The organism is Shewanella sp. A32 (assembly GCF_029167175.1).
GTDB lineage: Bacteria > Pseudomonadota > Gammaproteobacteria > Enterobacterales > Shewanellaceae > Shewanella > Shewanella yunxiaonensis.
The window spans coordinates 1-14359 of record NZ_JARFTS010000010.1 but is presented as its reverse complement, the minus strand read 5'-3'; the positions used below and the strand labels follow the sequence as shown (position 1 = coordinate 14359).

At 44.9% G+C, this 14359-nt stretch carries 12 protein-coding genes; 2 read left to right on the top strand and 10 right to left on the bottom strand.

Translation table 11 applies throughout. The features are described from left to right. Nucleotides 1-62: 62 nt before the first annotated feature. The 7 genes from PY479_RS09290 to PY479_RS09260 all read right to left on the bottom strand — a co-directional run bounded on the left by PY479_RS09290 (nucleotide 63) and on the right by PY479_RS09260 (nucleotide 7162). Nucleotides 63-353, bottom strand: a complete 291-nt coding sequence (locus PY479_RS09290) for a TapY2 family type IVa secretion system protein (protein ID WP_212593961.1) — start codon at nucleotides 351-353, stop codon at nucleotides 63-65. Further along, nucleotides 350-760, bottom strand: a complete 411-nt coding sequence (locus tag PY479_RS09285) for a type IV pilin protein (protein ID WP_275483584.1) — start codon at nucleotides 758-760, stop codon at nucleotides 350-352. The genes PY479_RS09290 and PY479_RS09285 overlap by 4 nt, the downstream gene beginning before the upstream one ends. Beyond that, nucleotides 744-4292: a PilC/PilY family type IV pilus protein gene (locus PY479_RS09280; protein ID WP_275483583.1), complete on the bottom strand. Its 3549-nt coding sequence runs from the start codon at nucleotides 4290-4292 to the stop codon at nucleotides 744-746. The genes PY479_RS09285 and PY479_RS09280 overlap by 17 nt, the downstream gene beginning before the upstream one ends. Continuing rightward, nucleotides 4289-4747: a pilus assembly PilX N-terminal domain-containing protein gene (locus PY479_RS09275; protein WP_275483582.1), complete on the bottom strand. Its 459-nt coding sequence runs from the start codon at nucleotides 4745-4747 to the stop codon at nucleotides 4289-4291. The genes PY479_RS09280 and PY479_RS09275 overlap by 4 nt, the downstream gene beginning before the upstream one ends. A gap of 1 nt (nucleotide 4748) precedes the next feature. Then, complete coding sequence (locus PY479_RS09270; protein WP_275483581.1) at nucleotides 4749-5726, bottom strand: PilW family protein; 978 nt, start codon at nucleotides 5724-5726, stop codon at nucleotides 4749-4751. Nucleotides 5727-5733: 7 nt separating this feature from the next. Further along, nucleotides 5734-6276 carry a type IV pilus modification protein PilV gene (gene pilV, locus PY479_RS09265; protein WP_275483580.1) on the bottom strand — a complete coding sequence of 181 codons (543 nt, stop codon included), beginning with the start codon at nucleotides 6274-6276 and terminating at the stop codon, nucleotides 5734-5736. Between the two features lie 322 nt (nucleotides 6277-6598). Further along, nucleotides 6599-7162 (bottom strand): hemerythrin domain-containing protein, encoded by a 564-nt coding sequence (locus PY479_RS09260; protein ID WP_212593967.1) that lies wholly within the window; start codon nucleotides 7160-7162, stop codon nucleotides 6599-6601. Between the two features lie 272 nt (nucleotides 7163-7434). Here PY479_RS09260 and nfo point away from each other — a divergent pair, with 272 nt between their 5' ends. Then, nucleotides 7435-8286, top strand: coding sequence for a deoxyribonuclease IV (gene nfo / locus PY479_RS09255; RefSeq protein WP_275483579.1), 852 nt, complete (start codon nucleotides 7435-7437; stop codon nucleotides 8284-8286). Nucleotides 8287-8340: 54 nt separating this feature from the next. Here nfo and thrC read toward each other — a convergent pair whose 3' ends face one another. Genes thrC through thrA form a run of 3 tightly spaced genes read right to left on the bottom strand, consistent with a single transcriptional unit; the run spans nucleotide 8341 to nucleotide 13071 of the window. Next, the gene (thrC, locus tag PY479_RS09250) at nucleotides 8341-9624 is read right to left on the bottom strand and encodes a threonine synthase (RefSeq protein ID WP_275483578.1); all 1284 of its coding nucleotides are present in this window, start codon (nucleotides 9622-9624) and stop codon (nucleotides 8341-8343) included. Nucleotides 9625-9658: 34 nt separating this feature from the next. Further along, nucleotides 9659-10606 carry a homoserine kinase gene (thrB, locus tag PY479_RS09245; RefSeq protein ID WP_275483577.1) on the bottom strand — a complete coding sequence of 316 codons (948 nt, stop codon included), beginning with the start codon at nucleotides 10604-10606 and terminating at the stop codon, nucleotides 9659-9661. Continuing rightward, on the bottom strand, nucleotides 10603-13071 hold the full coding sequence (gene thrA / locus PY479_RS09240; RefSeq protein ID WP_212593971.1) for a bifunctional aspartate kinase/homoserine dehydrogenase I: 2469 nt from the start codon (nucleotides 13069-13071) through the stop codon (nucleotides 10603-10605). The genes thrB and thrA overlap by 4 nt, the downstream gene beginning before the upstream one ends. Before the next feature lie 529 nt (nucleotides 13072-13600). Here thrA and slyD point away from each other — a divergent pair. Beyond that, on the top strand, nucleotides 13601-14227 hold the full coding sequence (slyD, locus tag PY479_RS09235) for a peptidylprolyl isomerase (protein WP_275483576.1): 627 nt from the start codon (nucleotides 13601-13603) through the stop codon (nucleotides 14225-14227). Nucleotides 14228-14359 lie beyond the last annotated feature (132 nt).

Genomic DNA, 14359 nt, shown 5'->3' with positions numbered 1-14359 from the left:
AAAAGCCAAAAGGCATGGTAAGTAACTGCCATGCCTTTCTACTACAACAGCGCTTTAATACTTCATCGCAGAGTTTGTTTATCCAGTTTCTTCGCTACTTCAGAACTGAATTCATCGGACATTTTCACGCATTCTTCAACGGCTTTGACGTAATAAGTCTTCCCTTTGGCATCGGTACGTTTTGATGCCACTATAGTCGCCTGTTTAGCTGCAAAGTCATCTTCGTTCCACCGGTAGAAAGCAATCTCCTGACCTTTGGTCGTAAGCAAATAGCATTTATAACTCACTTTTGCTGCCATCGATGGTGCAGTCATAAAGGTCAGAAACAAACCACATACCAGATATTTATTCATTTCCAACACTCCGCCGAGGGCCCTTTTTCGCCAGTATCTTTCAAGGTAAGACTGCCACATTGAGTATCACGAGTTGCCTGTGAACCTTTCGGGGCGGCTGTTAATGTATAGCTGCTAGTTCCAGTAGAACTGACACTATAGAGTCCATTTTCAGTTACATAAGGATCTGCCAGACCGAGTTCAGTCATATCAGTAGTATATGTCCGATTATCCAGGTAATACTGCTCCTGCAAATTTGCAACCCGCAACAAAGCGGCCTGGCCTTCTGAGCGATTACTGCGTGTAATGTATTGAATATATGAAGGGTAGGCTATCGAGGCTAGGATACCAACAATAACCACCACAATCATTACTTCAATAAGCGTAAATCCGCCAAACAGTTTTCTATAATTAATGCTCGTTAACATGGTAATAAATCTTGTTTGTAGTTAATCCGAGATCCAAATTCACCGTGCCTGAACACTGACCATCAACGCAATTTCCTTTACCTATAATAAGGGACAATGGAGGGTTGTCAGAGTCATCTGAAAGAGGTGGCGTTATCAACTTAGGAGGCTGAGGAATGCAATCCTCACAAACATCTATGTACTCCTGAGAAGAGCGTCCACCATTATTTAGATCAAATATATAAAGACGACCTTCAGAAGATATCTGACAAGTATTCTGGGGATCGTCCAGTGATGGCGTGAAAGAGGTGAAATATACTTTTCCTTTAAGAATTGTCGAAGGTGACAAACTCTTTTCTCCCACACCACTGAAATTAAAGTACCACCCCAATTTAGCACCAAATGCCAAATTATCTGAATCTGTTGTAGGTGCAGAAGAAGTTACATCATATAAGTTTGTCAACTCAATCGCATCTGGAATTGTTGCGCCTCCGGTTCCGAAACTTTTAGTCACCACATTACGATCTTGCAAAACAAAGAACATGTCTTCGGTAGTAGTACCTAACGGCGATGCTCTGTCACCACTTCCCAAAGTTACTGCATCATATGGCACATTTTGGGAAGCAACTGTTGAGGTTGTATTACCAGATGAATCTGTGTAAGTAACTGTTGTAACGTTAGTAAACTCTGTCTGAGCAACGACGGGCTCGTAGAAGAAGCGCCTATTGTTAGAAAGTGTGCCGCCTAAAGAAGCAAATTTAAATCCACTCCATGAAGCGGTGTCAGTTGATGGCATATCTATTCGCCAGACATTTCCGCCTAAGTCTGCGGCATACATTCTATCGGTAATACCATCACTATTGCTATCCAATAACGCAATTGAACCAGCTATGCTGTCAGAAATGCCAGGTAGCGCAGTTTGTCCGCCAACACCAAAGGTGTATTTCAACTCCCCTGTCTCTGCATCGACTATATAGACATCTCGACCAAGAGAGTTACTGCCGCTCCCTGCGTCATAACCTATGTTATATCCCCCGCCGAAGATAATGACAGGACTGTCAATACCGGGAACTTTTGTCACAACTGGAGTTGACCATGTTTGCCCAAGTTCTGAAAAACCGGTTGAAGTACTGTCGATATGCCACATTAAGCGAGGGGTATCTGGCACTGTCACATCCAAAGCGTAATAGGAATTCCCACCTCTACGCAATCCAACGAATAGCCACGCTTTCTCTATGGAACCATCACTGGCTCTTTTTATATATGAGACCGGAGATCCATCAATACCATATACGCCATGGCCATTTGAATAATTATTATCCCGGAGAGTTTGGATATTCGCCAACATATCAAAGGGCATAAAGGCCCACCTCTCACTCACGGAATCGCCAGCATCTTTAAAGGCATGGAACATTCCCTCATTAGTGCCAACAAAAATATACACGCCTTTAGTATCACCGTAATCAATAGCCAGTGGCTGGGAATGCATTGGGTCGCCCATAATATCACCGCGAATACCGTCATAGTCGGTAGACATTGGAGACCCATCGCTATCAACATCAACGTTAAACCCTTTAATCCATTCAAAGGCCTTATCTAGCTGGGCACTCACAGTACTTGAGGTATCTTCAACCATATTCATGAATGAGAACAAATTTGTATCGCCACCGATATAACTTGACGCACTTGATTTGTTTAACGAAGACAATGCCCCTGATGTCCCAATATTACTTAGCAGATTCCTATGTTCTGGATCTATCTGACGAGCGGCTCCCCCCTCTTCGACATAAAAACCATCGGGGTCAGGACTGCAACTGCTCCAAAAGCTACATGCAGTTTCCTTGATACCGCCAGTGATGGAAATTGCATTGTTTCCGTTTGCATCAACCAATGTACCTGTCGAATTGACTTTAAATTTCTTCAAATTTCCTGCCCATCGCGGACCATGATTAGGCTCAAACAACGCATAATAAGCAGAGTCCAGTGTGCGTGTTGGATCGGCATTACTATAGGCTACACCTGGTGCAGAAAATCTCTGACCTTCATAAGTAATTTGATCCAGGGCATTACTAATTGCACTTTGTAAAGAGGTAACGTTATTCGCTGCGTAATATTTACCGCCACCTCTTTTAGCTGTTTCAATTAATAACGGCTCTGCAACAGAATCCTCATCTAAAGCAAAACCTATTGTGAATGTTTTAACTTGCTGAAATGTATCTGTGGACAAGACTTGATCATGCCAATACATATAACTCGCCAAGGCAGGCATATAGCTTTTTAACGCATGATCATATTTATCATAACCATATGTATATGGTGAATAAACACCATTATCGGTCTTTTTATCCTGTGTTGTATTTAAGCTTCGACTACCTACCAAATTTATAATTTCCTGATCGGCAGAAGCGTCAAGCGTAGGTTCACCATCAGTGATATAAATAATGTATGCTATATCACTACAATTATTCATTGGCGATACATAACGGCCATTAGATTCTATGCTGGTATCATATGGCGGTTTATTACCTTTATAATTAAGATCACTGTAATTACTGTCATTGTGAGCGAATGTCACAGGATTACCACTAAAATAACTGTAAGCCTCGAATAATGTTTCACACAATGGGGTATTTGTTTCTGCAGGTAATCCTTCGATGGTATCAATTAGGGTTTGTTTTTCTGAAGTATTCCTAGAACGGATCCCTGCAATAATACGACCACCATCTCTATCACCTTCATTGGGATAATCAAGATTGAACACAGCCAAGCCAAAATCCACAGCTGACATACTGTTAATAACACCGGAAATAGCTTCTTTAGCTAAGCTTAGCCGTGTCACATTAACCGCCCCGGTGTTTGTTCCATGGTACCAGCGTAAATAATTGTCAGTGTATAATGTTACCAGCGGCCCGCTTGAAAACAGGCCACTTAAGTCTTGAGTTAATGGATTTCCCCAAGGCAAATAAGTGCTATTTTTCCCACCAGTAGAGACATTATTTTGCGGGAATCCATCACCGTAACCTGTAACAGATTCATTATTGCTAGCATTTACAGATTCAATATCTTCAAAACATTCGACGGGATTATTGGTATTAGCACCACTATTATTAGCTAATGGTTGCCAAGTACCTCTATATTTTCCACTACTATAGTATTCTCTTATATATCCAGTAAAACGGCCATAAGTTGCCAATGCATCCTTAGCGGCAGCACAACCGTTTAGTAGCGCATTAAAACGTGTTGAATCGGAGGGACTATCAGGATTAGGAAGTGGCATATTGTCAGTTCCTGTGCCAACAGTCGCATATATCATATTACTTTGATAAGAATTGGAACTACCTAATGGAGGGTAAGTCTCATCTGGATTATAGCTTCCTTTGATCTCTGTTTCTAATGTTCCCATTGATGCAGAATTATCGAAGATAATTAACACCTTTGATTTGCCATTATTTATCGGTGCGATCAAATATAAATCGGTATCATCTGCCAAACTAACTCCGGAAATCACTACCAAGGCAATAAAAAAAGTACAAATCATTTGCTTGAGTTTCATGAACCACTCCCATTAAGTACTTCCTGTTCTATACCTTGCCGTACTTCAATTGTACCCATATTATCCCGGCCATACTGAACACTGTTGCTAATTTCAATTCGTCGACACGAAATTAAATTTGTACCACTTGCTGCAGCAGTTCTTTGACAGGAGACATTTTGCGATGTTGCAGAACTGACAGGTAACGGTGTTAATGTTTGACTTCCTCCCAAATAATGCGTTGGGTCTTCACTACCAGAGATTGTGGCAAATGTTGCCGCACTGGTATTACTAATTACAGCCGCTAATCCACCATCTGCAATAGCTTTAGCTTCAATACGTTCAGAACCGGCCCCCGCCATACGTAGCGATTGCCCCGAGTTTAATGCCAACGCTACGCCGATAACTGTCATGACAATTAACAGTATTAAAGCAAAAAAAAGTACAACACCCGATTGTCTCTTTAAGCCTTTCATATCAATTCCTAATCAACACCGGATTTTCCAATACCACAGTGGTAGACAACACTTTACGGCGGTAATGATCGTTAAATGGACCAAGTTGCTTATCACCTAGCTCATAGGTGATGTCGTTGGTATAACTGTTATCTTGGTCGATAGTTCGCACCAATAGAAAAATTTTGACCGCTACAATACGTTGAAAAGATTGGTTATCCCACATCAAATCTGTCACATCTTCAACGGGAAGGAAACTGTCAGCAGTGTCATCCCCATCGTCATCATAGCCATAGAGGATTCGCATATTTTCTATACCCTCCACTAACTGCTCTTCGTTGTTCATTCCATTCTCAGACAATGCTTTTCGACTAAGTACGGGCACTTCACCTTTTTCATTGCATTCGCTATCCGCATCCCCACCTAAACACTGAATAAAATAAACGTGGTGCTGGTACTCCCAGATTCGCTCATTCACCAATACTGGGGCGGTGTTTTTACCCAAAAATACTATTTGACTTGAAGTAGTTGCGACTCTGAAACCGCTAGTTGCGCCAGCAGGCCCTACTAAGCGTTTAATCTGGATGACATCAGTTCCGCTTATCGCATCATTAACACAACTGACCGACAACCCGATTCCGGCCTCATAGCCCCATATTCGACGAAAATGTGAAGGTTGATCATTGGGAAGTGTGGCATTATTGAGTCCACCACCAATACAATCCTGAGTGACGTCGTCCGTCACCGTTGTATTGATGCCCTTAATGAAATCCGTTCCAGTAACATCACCAAAGAACGCCACTTGCTCAATATCCGGCGCCATGATCGCCAATGCTATACGGCCATTTTCCTGCAACTGATTGTATTGCCCAGTCGTTGTCACGTTGGTCGCAGACATGCTAAACATGGCAAATACGCCCATGGTAAGAAATAGACTGATGACCATCGCGACCATCAGTTCTACTAGAGAAAAACCAGAGATGTATTTTTGTTTTTTCATCTCGTAACTATCCCTGTTCAATAACAGTAGTTAACACGTACAGACGGCGCTTTTTACCCAAAGCACTCCCACAATCAGATGCAGTGTTTGTCGTTCCGGCTGTTCCCTGAATGCCTTTCCAAGCGATTGCGATTGTCACAGTATTGTCGGTGTCAACGGTGATACAGGCGGTTGCTGAATCCAATCCGCCGACGTTGGCACCGGATGTATTAGTTTCGGCACCACCGGATATTAGCCAACTCCACTGGTAAATATCCCATTTTGCCATGTCAGCAGTAGAACAGATCGCCCCTGCTTCATCGCATGAAGTGGGAACGGTATCAAGTTGTGGATAATCCTTATTAGCATAACTAGTTAACTCGGTTTTATTCAGCTTCATGCGATTAAGAATATCGTTTGCCAGATAAGCCGCTTGAGTCTGCTCAAAAGATTCAAAGCTCGCGCGCTTTGCCACGATATGAAGATTAAAAATCCCTATCAAGCCGATCACCAAAATGACCAACGCCACCATGACTTCGATGAGAGAGAATCCCGCCCTCTTACTTTTCATTAACGTCAAATCTCCGGCTACTGCCAATCCAATGACGAGAAAATTGTTAAATATTCTTTATTTTTCTGTCAGTTATCGTCATGGCGCAAAAATACCAGTTAATGATAGTTAATGAATTTGTGATTGGCTAGTAATAAAGATAAGGGGTTAGAGGGACAGTTTAGAAAAATTAGAAATATGAAAAATAGTCAACGCGGTTTACTTCAACATTATCAATCTAGAATTTTATATAACAACATGATTTAAATAATTAAATTTCATTATAATGAAAACTAATGGGCATGCCGGTACAAGCCCGGCACCCAAAAACCAGAAGGAAAATTTAATGTCCGAGCGACATGCCGGATGTAGGTTCAACTGTCTGAATATACTGTCGCAATTCATCAAACATCTGATCATCACTACTGAACAGGGGATCATCGATAAGTTTCAAGGCACAGTTTCGTTCGATCTGTTCCCAATCACTTTCAGTCAGTTTTCGTTGCAATTTTGGAAAAATATATTCTTCTTCATAGATCATGTGTTGCTCCTGCAACGTGACATAATCTCGTAATTCCTGAACCAGCTTTTCTTTGGCAACGACGATATCGTTGAGGATGAGGTTTAGCGTTGACGCCAGTGCGGCAGAAGCAGCGACCACTTTGCCATGTTCTTCCGTCAAACGCTTAGTAGATTCCTCTTTGGCAAATTTTCCCACGTAGTACTCATACACTATGTCTTCTACTGGATGATGGCTGTGGTCGGCATACTCCTGCATATACTCAACAACATCACGTACCAGGCAAAAATTCACCTGTTCACCTTCAGCGAGCTTCTGGTATTTTCCTTTAAGCAAATTGAGCAATACAGCTATATGCTTATGATCATTCATTAATCTTTGCAGCATAGAGGCTCTCCTTCATTTAGGGGCCGTTTACTCAATAATAGCAGCAAACAACCCGGCGAATTTTAATGTTAACCAGTGTTCTTTATTTAATACATGACAAAGATCAAGGAAAACCCGTCACAAATTGCTTAAAGAGCTGTTCGAATTCACAGATTTGACAGGTATCTGCCCCGTTCATACGGTTTGCTACAGGGCTAGAAGTAACGGATTACGTCAAAACATCGCTACGATGTAGACTAAAAAGACACACAAGCAAAAGACTTGAGGAAAAGATGACACAGCAGAGATGGGTTGGTGCGCATGTCAGTGCTCAAGGCGGGGTAGCTAATGCCCCCCTGAACGCCGCAGCCATAGGCGCCACTGCGTTTGCTCTTTTTACAAAGAATCAACGACGCTGGACTGCGGCGACCTTAGATGAGCCAGAAATTGCAAAATTTAAACAGCATTGCGCAGAACATCATTTTAGCGCATCACAGATACTACCTCACGACAGCTACCTGATTAATCTTGGTCATCCAGACCCGAATATGCTGCAAAAATCCCGAGATGCATTTTTAGACGAAATGCAGCGTTGTGAACAGTTAGGGTTAACACTTCTCAACTTTCATCCAGGGAGTCATTTGCGCGAGATAAGCGAATCATTATGTCTTCGCAATATTGCTGATTCCATTAACCTGGTGTTGGAACAAACGACAGGTGTTACTGCAGTATTAGAGAATACTGCCGGGCAAGGCTCTAACCTTGGTCATCGATTCGAGCAGCTGGCAGAGATCATTGAGCAAATAGAAGATAAATCACGAGTAGGGGTCTGCCTAGATACCTGTCATCTCTTCGCTGCGGGTTATGAGTTACGCACAACGGATGCCGTCAGCAAAATGTTTGCAGAATTTGATGACGTTGTTGGCCTAAAGTACTTAAAAGGTATGCACCTTAATGATTGTAAAAGTAGCTTTGGCAGCAGAGTCGATCGGCACGACTCACTCGGTTATGGCACTATAGGCAAGGCGGCTTTTAGTGCCATCATGGCGCATCCTGCCACGACGAAAATACCGCTGATCCTAGAGACCATTCGCCCTGAAATCTGGCCAGAAGAGATAAGCTGGCTTCAGACTCAAAGCCGTTAAACCGTTTCTAAGAAAAAACCCCGCTTACGCGGGGTTCAAAACCAGCCACCAATGTTATCCGAGCACCGATAACATGTGCGTCTTTAACGCAGCAAAATCTGCCGGTAAAGTTGCCGACAAAACTGGTTTTACTTTTACCCTTTGCAGCTCTGGCGGCAAGGCTAAATCTGTACCAAGTTCTCTGTCGACTACATCTTTGAATTTCGCCGGATGAGCGGTAGCCAGGAAAATACCGCGCTCATCTTCTTTCATGCACAAATTGAGTGCTTCTGCAGCCACTGCAGCATGGGGCTCTGCCTGATACCCCAAATCTTTAAGTGCCACCATTGAGTCATGTGTTTGCTGCTCAGATATTGCTACCCCGGTGAGTTCACTCAACGGCCATTTCATTTCACTGAAAATAGCTTCAACGCGAGGCCAGTTACTCGGTTCAGACACATCCATGGCGTTAGACATGGTTGCCATCGTTTGCCGAGGAGCCCAATCACCAAAAGTCAGATAACGTGGGACGGTGTCGTTGCTGTTTGTTGCTGCAATAAAGCGCTTAACCGGTAGTCCCATCGCTTTCGCCAATAAACCCGCGGTGAGATTACCAAAGTTACCACTTGGAACAGCAATGACCGGTGCATCATGATACTGCTGACGGTAGCGAGTGACCGCTTCAAAGTAGTAACAAATTTGAGCTAACAAGCGGCTGATATTAATCGAGTTTGCAGAGTTCAGGCGCAAACCATCGCGGATATCTGCATCTTCAAATGCTTGTTTTACCAACGTTTGGCAATCATCAAAATCTGATTCAACCGCGACGGTATGAATATTTCCGCCAAGAGTAGTGAACATTTTTTCCTGTAGTTCACTAATTTTTCCTTTTGGATACAACACCATCACTCTGACGTTATCAAGACCATAGAACGCATCCGCCACGGCGGCACCAGTATCACCGGAAGTAGCGGTCAGAATTGTAAGAGGAGCTTGTCCCCCCAACGCGCCCAAACACTGTGCCATAAACCGGGCACCAAAATCTTTAAAGGCCAAGGTTGGTCCATGAAATAATTCAAGGCTACTGCGGCGCTCATCGACCTGAACCAACGGCAGTTGGAAATTAAAGGCTTTGTCGACTAATTCATCTACAACAGATTGGCCCAACTCATCCGCCAACCAGGCCCCCAACACTAGCTTACTGCGCTCAATAAACGGCAGTGCTAGCAAGGCATCGACATTCTGCAGCTGTGGGATACGGGTGGGGAAAAAAAGCCCCCTATCAATGCCCAACCCTAGTTTTAATGCCTCGGTAAACGTCACCCGTTGTTCAGGATGTTTAAGGTTATACAGTTCCATATTACTCTTTTGCCCTTGCTCTTTATTCTCAGTATTAACCTTGTGGTAATACCCTTGCACCCACATTATCCAATCGGCAGATATGACTAAAGCCGCCGGTTTCTGTTAAGTAGTGCTGTTCCAACCACGCTTTTGCCTTTTGTGCAGTCTCCAGGTCCCGACATACGGAAAATAATGTCGGACCACTACCGGATATTCCGGTAGTCAACATACCAACTTCGGCCAATGCCTCACGCGCCTGCAAATAGCCGGGGATTGCCGGAGCACGATAAGGTTCAGCCAAAACATCTTTGAGCACGGCAATTGCTAGCGCCTCATCTTGCCGATAACTGGCATGCACAAAGGCACTCAGATTACGACCAAAATCAATGACAACACTACGCGCGTACTCATTCGGCATCAAGGCTCTCATCTTTGCGGTCGACAAAGAGATCCCTGGATACGCCACAACCCAGAACCAATCGTCAAAAGCGGGAATAGATTCACAGATACGCTGGGGCAGATCCAACATCAGTTGCATCCCGCCCAGGTAACATGGCGCTACGTTATCGTAATGGACAGCACCGCTAATGCGGCCTTCAAATTCCCCCATCAGCGCCAGCAATTGCTGCTGATTGCAGGGTTTACCAAAGAATTCGTTAAGCGCAAATAGTGCGGCCACAACTGAACTTGCGCTCGAACCTAAGCCACTTCCCACCGGCAAATTTTTGCTTAGGGTTAATGAAACACCCCCTTGAATAGCAAATTTTTGCAGAAAAAATTCGGCACATTGATACACAATATTCTGTTGTGGCGTGTCAGGAAGTTTATGAGCCCATTCGCCAATTTGCGTTAAGGAAATACCACTATCAGCAGCAGCAATAGTAACGGTATCTCCGAGCAGGCTGCCATCCACCGGCGCTAATGCCGCCCCCAGTAAATCAAAGCCAACGCCCACGTTACCCATTGAAGCTGGAGCGTAAACTGTTAAAGACTGACTCATAAATCCACCTCACGAGTCCAGTTTAAGGTGCGCAGCAAATCGGCAAACACCCCGGCAGCAGTAACTTCTGTGCCTGCACCGTATCCTCTTAACACAAACGGGATCGGTTGATAATAACGACTGTAAAACGCCAAGGCGTTTTCCCCCTCTTTTACTCTAAATAATGGATCGTGCTCGCCAACCGCCTGGATGCCTACCCGGCAACCTTCTGCAGTAATTTCGCCGACATAACGCAGCACTTTCGATTCAGCTTTGGCGCTGGCAACTTTAGCCGCCATCCAGGCATCAGCACTGGAAAGTCTTTGCATAAAATCCTGTACATTACCACTGCTGTCGAACTCCGGTGGCAACACTGGCTCTACCACAATATCTTTCATTTCCAGTGGCATTCCGGCTTCACGCGCCAGAATTAACACCTTGCGCGCCACATCCATGCCGTTTAAATCATCACGGGGATCTGGCTCAGTAAAGCATTTTTCACGGGCATGGGTGGTCGCTTCTGACAAAGTCATGCCTTCTTCGAGCTTACCGAAAATATAAGACAGTGAACCAGATAGAATCCCCTTGAAATGCAGTAACTTATCACCGGCAAACATCAACTTTTTGAGATTATCGATGACCGGCAATCCCGCACCGACGTTGGTTTCATATAAAAACTGACGACGCTGAGCCAGTGCGGTCTGCCGTAGTTTCTTATAAAACGCCATATCACGGGTATTTGCCTTTTTATTAGGAGTTACCACATGGAAACCGGAAGACATCACTTCGGGATATTGGGAAGCAATTTCATCGGAAGAGGTGCAATCAACCAACACCGGAGTTAATAGTTGCTGCTCTTTCGCCCATGACAACATTTTAGGCAAATCGAATGGCTCACCCTGTTCGTTTAATTGTGATTGCCACTGTGCTAATTCAATGCCGCCCGCTTTTAGCAGCATTTGGTTGGAGTTAGCAATGCCGCAGACCCTGATGCTGATATTCTGACTGCGTAACATCTGTTCCTGATGGGCTATCTGCGCTAACAAGCCTGCACCGATATTGCCTGAACCGACTAAAAACACATCCAGATATTGCTGTACATCGAAAAATCCCTGATGACAGGCCTTTATGGCATGTGGCGTTTTCCGCTGCTCGATAACAGCCGAGATCGACCGTTCTGATGAGCCCTGTGCGATAGCGATGATATTGACACTTGCCTGAGCTAACGCCTGGAAGAATTTAGCTGCGACCCCTTTATGGGTGCGCATGCCATCACCGATAAGGGAAACAATGGCTAACTGATGCCGCATCACCAGCGGCTCAAGCAACTCACTTTTAAGCTCTAATTCAAATTCTTGTTCCAGTGCTTTTTTGACACGTTTGGCTTCCACGGTCGGGACACAGAAACTGATGCTGTATTCACTGGAACTCTGAGTAATTAGTGTGACTGACACACCACTACGTGCGATAGAAGCCAGAATGCGGGAGGCCATGCCCACCATGCCTTTCATCCCAGGACCAGATACATCCACCATGGTCTGATTATCAAGGTTGGAAATCGCTTTCACTTGTAAGCCAGTCTGATCAGGATGACTGGAGACTAAAGTCCCTGGAGCAGAAGGATTGAAACTGTTTTTGATATAACAAGGAATTTGGAACTGTGCGATAGGAGAGATCGTGCGAGGATGCAGCACTTTTGCGCCAAAATAGGAAAGTTCCATGGCCTCTTGGTAACTGAGCTGAGACAGTAACTTCGCATCAGGTACGACTCGTGGATCTGTATTGTAGATACCGTCTACATCCGTCCAGATCTCACAACTGGAGGCATCCAAACACGCTGCCAGTACCGCAGCTGAATAATCAGAGCCGTTACGTCCCAACGTCACCACTCGCCCTTGCTCGTCAGCGGCAGTAAACCCCGGCATCACCCAGACGCGCTTTTCGTCCAACCCCAACAAACGAAAACGTGGTTTGCTTACCCCGATATCGACCGTGGATTCCATTGGGGTGCCATGTGCCAGAAAGAGCGCCTGAGGATCAAGTAAACCCGCGCTTAACCCTTTAGCTTCCATAACTCTGACCATCAGCGCTGCCGACATTTTCTCACCAGCGACGACAATCTCCGCTCTGACGCTATCAGGACACTCGCCTAACAACATGATCCCTTGCAGTTTTTTTGACCATTGTTGTAGCTGAGCGTCCAACAGCTGTTCCAAAGCTTGTTGCGTTTCAGGGTTGGCTAACACATCAAATGCAGCGCCATATAACGTGCGAAATACGGCTTCAACCTTACCCAGTGCCGCGGCGACATCTCCCTTTTCCAAGGCAGTATCCACCATCGCTAATAAGCCGTTTGTTACAGTTGCTGGAGCGGATAACACCGTAGCCACGCTTTCCTCTTTCGCAGCGTCGGCAATAATGCATGCAGCCATATCAAATCGCTGCCAATTTGCTAAAGATGTACCGCCAAACTTCATCACCTTCATTGAGTCTCTCCTGTAACCCACTGCCCAGAAACGAAAAAGCCCACTCCTGGGTGGGAGCGGGCTTGTTTTTACACTTCCTAAAGGATGCGTCAGCCCGCCTCCACACCGGTAATGGTGGTGGTTGTAATAATGGTGGTAATCACAACGCTGGCGAACATCATCTTAATTAAGCCTTTAGGTGTAGTGTAAAGTTGTTGAATGTGTAAACAAGTATGTCGCACAGAATTGCTTTTTTCTTAGTGTATTGTCAAGCGCTTTTTTGGAAGCTATACCAACAATTCTGCTTATTGGCTGCATATATCTCAACAAATAATGCCCTTTGCTAAATATATACCAACCAAATGCCGTCGTTTACAGCCAGTATTGTGACCTGGGAAATCGATTTTCATATTACTTTGACATTAGTTAAGCCGGTCATGACCCCAGCAAAGCTTAAACTATGTGCAGCAGATAGCATTCGCCAACAACAATGGTCGCCAGTCTTGCATTTCCACGCTATTATGCGCCGACACGATTAACGGGAGGCGATATGCAAATCACCCAAAACAGCGCGGTAACGATTCATTACCGTTTGACTGACGCCAAAGGCCAACTGATCGAAAGCTCCTTTGACGCCGATCCACTAGTTTATCTTCATGGAATGGGTAACCTGATCCCAGGTCTTGAAAAAGCACTTGAAGGCAAGACTCAGGGCGAACAGCTTGAAGTCACAATTGATTGCGAAGATGCTTACGGTCCATACCATGATGGTCTGCGTCAGGAAGTACCTTTGGAAGCGTTTGGTGATATTCAGGATATCGTTCCCGGAATGCGCTTTATTGCTGAAACAGAAATGGGGCAGCGTCCAGTACAAGTAACTGAAGTCCTGGAAAGCTCAGTGGTTGTCGATGGTAATCATCCATTGGCAGGCCAGTCCCTGACATTTGCTGTTGAGGTACTGGAAGTGCGTGAAGCAACTGCGGAAGAGTTAGCTCATGGTCATATTCATGGTGGCGGTCATGACCATGAAGGTGGCTGCTGTGGTGGTCACGACCACGAAGGCGGATGTTGTGGTGGTGAGCACCACCATGAAGACGGTTGCTGCGGCGGCGGTCATCATGAAGAGGAAGGCTGCTGCGGTGGCAGTGGCAAAGGCGGTTGTGGTTGTCACGGCTAGCCACATCACGTTTTCTTTAAAAAAGAGCCCACCAGTGGCTCTTTTTTATTACCAGGTGTCCCGTCCTGAAATACGTTGACATAAAGAGGACTTCTTTATGGCGACATCAACTAACTCAAGCCGTAAGCGCAC

Coding starts and splice junctions, on each gene's coding strand:
- thrC (WP_275483578.1), bottom strand. CDS start 9,624: ATGGAACTGTATAACCTTAAACATCCTGAACAACGGGTGACGTTTACC.
- pilV (WP_275483580.1), bottom strand. CDS start 6,276: ATGAAAAGTAAGAGGGCGGGATTCTCTCTCATCGAAGTCATGGTGGCG.
- PY479_RS09260 (WP_212593967.1), bottom strand. CDS start 7,162: ATGCTGCAAAGATTAATGAATGATCATAAGCATATAGCTGTATTGCTC.
- nfo (WP_275483579.1), top strand. CDS start 7,435: ATGACACAGCAGAGATGGGTTGGTGCGCATGTCAGTGCTCAAGGCGGG.
- slyD (WP_275483576.1), top strand. CDS start 13,601: ATGCAAATCACCCAAAACAGCGCGGTAACGATTCATTACCGTTTGACT.
- PY479_RS09285 (WP_275483584.1), bottom strand. CDS start 760: ATGTTAACGAGCATTAATTATAGAAAACTGTTTGGCGGATTTACGCTT.
- PY479_RS09275 (WP_275483582.1), bottom strand. CDS start 4,747: ATGAAAGGCTTAAAGAGACAATCGGGTGTTGTACTTTTTTTTGCTTTA.
- PY479_RS09270 (WP_275483581.1), bottom strand. CDS start 5,726: ATGAAAAAACAAAAATACATCTCTGGTTTTTCTCTAGTAGAACTGATG.
- PY479_RS09280 (WP_275483583.1), bottom strand. CDS start 4,292: ATGAAACTCAAGCAAATGATTTGTACTTTTTTTATTGCCTTGGTAGTG.
- thrB (WP_275483577.1), bottom strand. CDS start 10,606: ATGAGTCAGTCTTTAACAGTTTACGCTCCAGCTTCAATGGGTAACGTG.
- PY479_RS09290 (WP_212593961.1), bottom strand. CDS start 353: ATGAATAAATATCTGGTATGTGGTTTGTTTCTGACCTTTATGACTGCA.
- thrA (WP_212593971.1), bottom strand. CDS start 13,071: ATGAAGGTGATGAAGTTTGGCGGTACATCTTTAGCAAATTGGCAGCGA.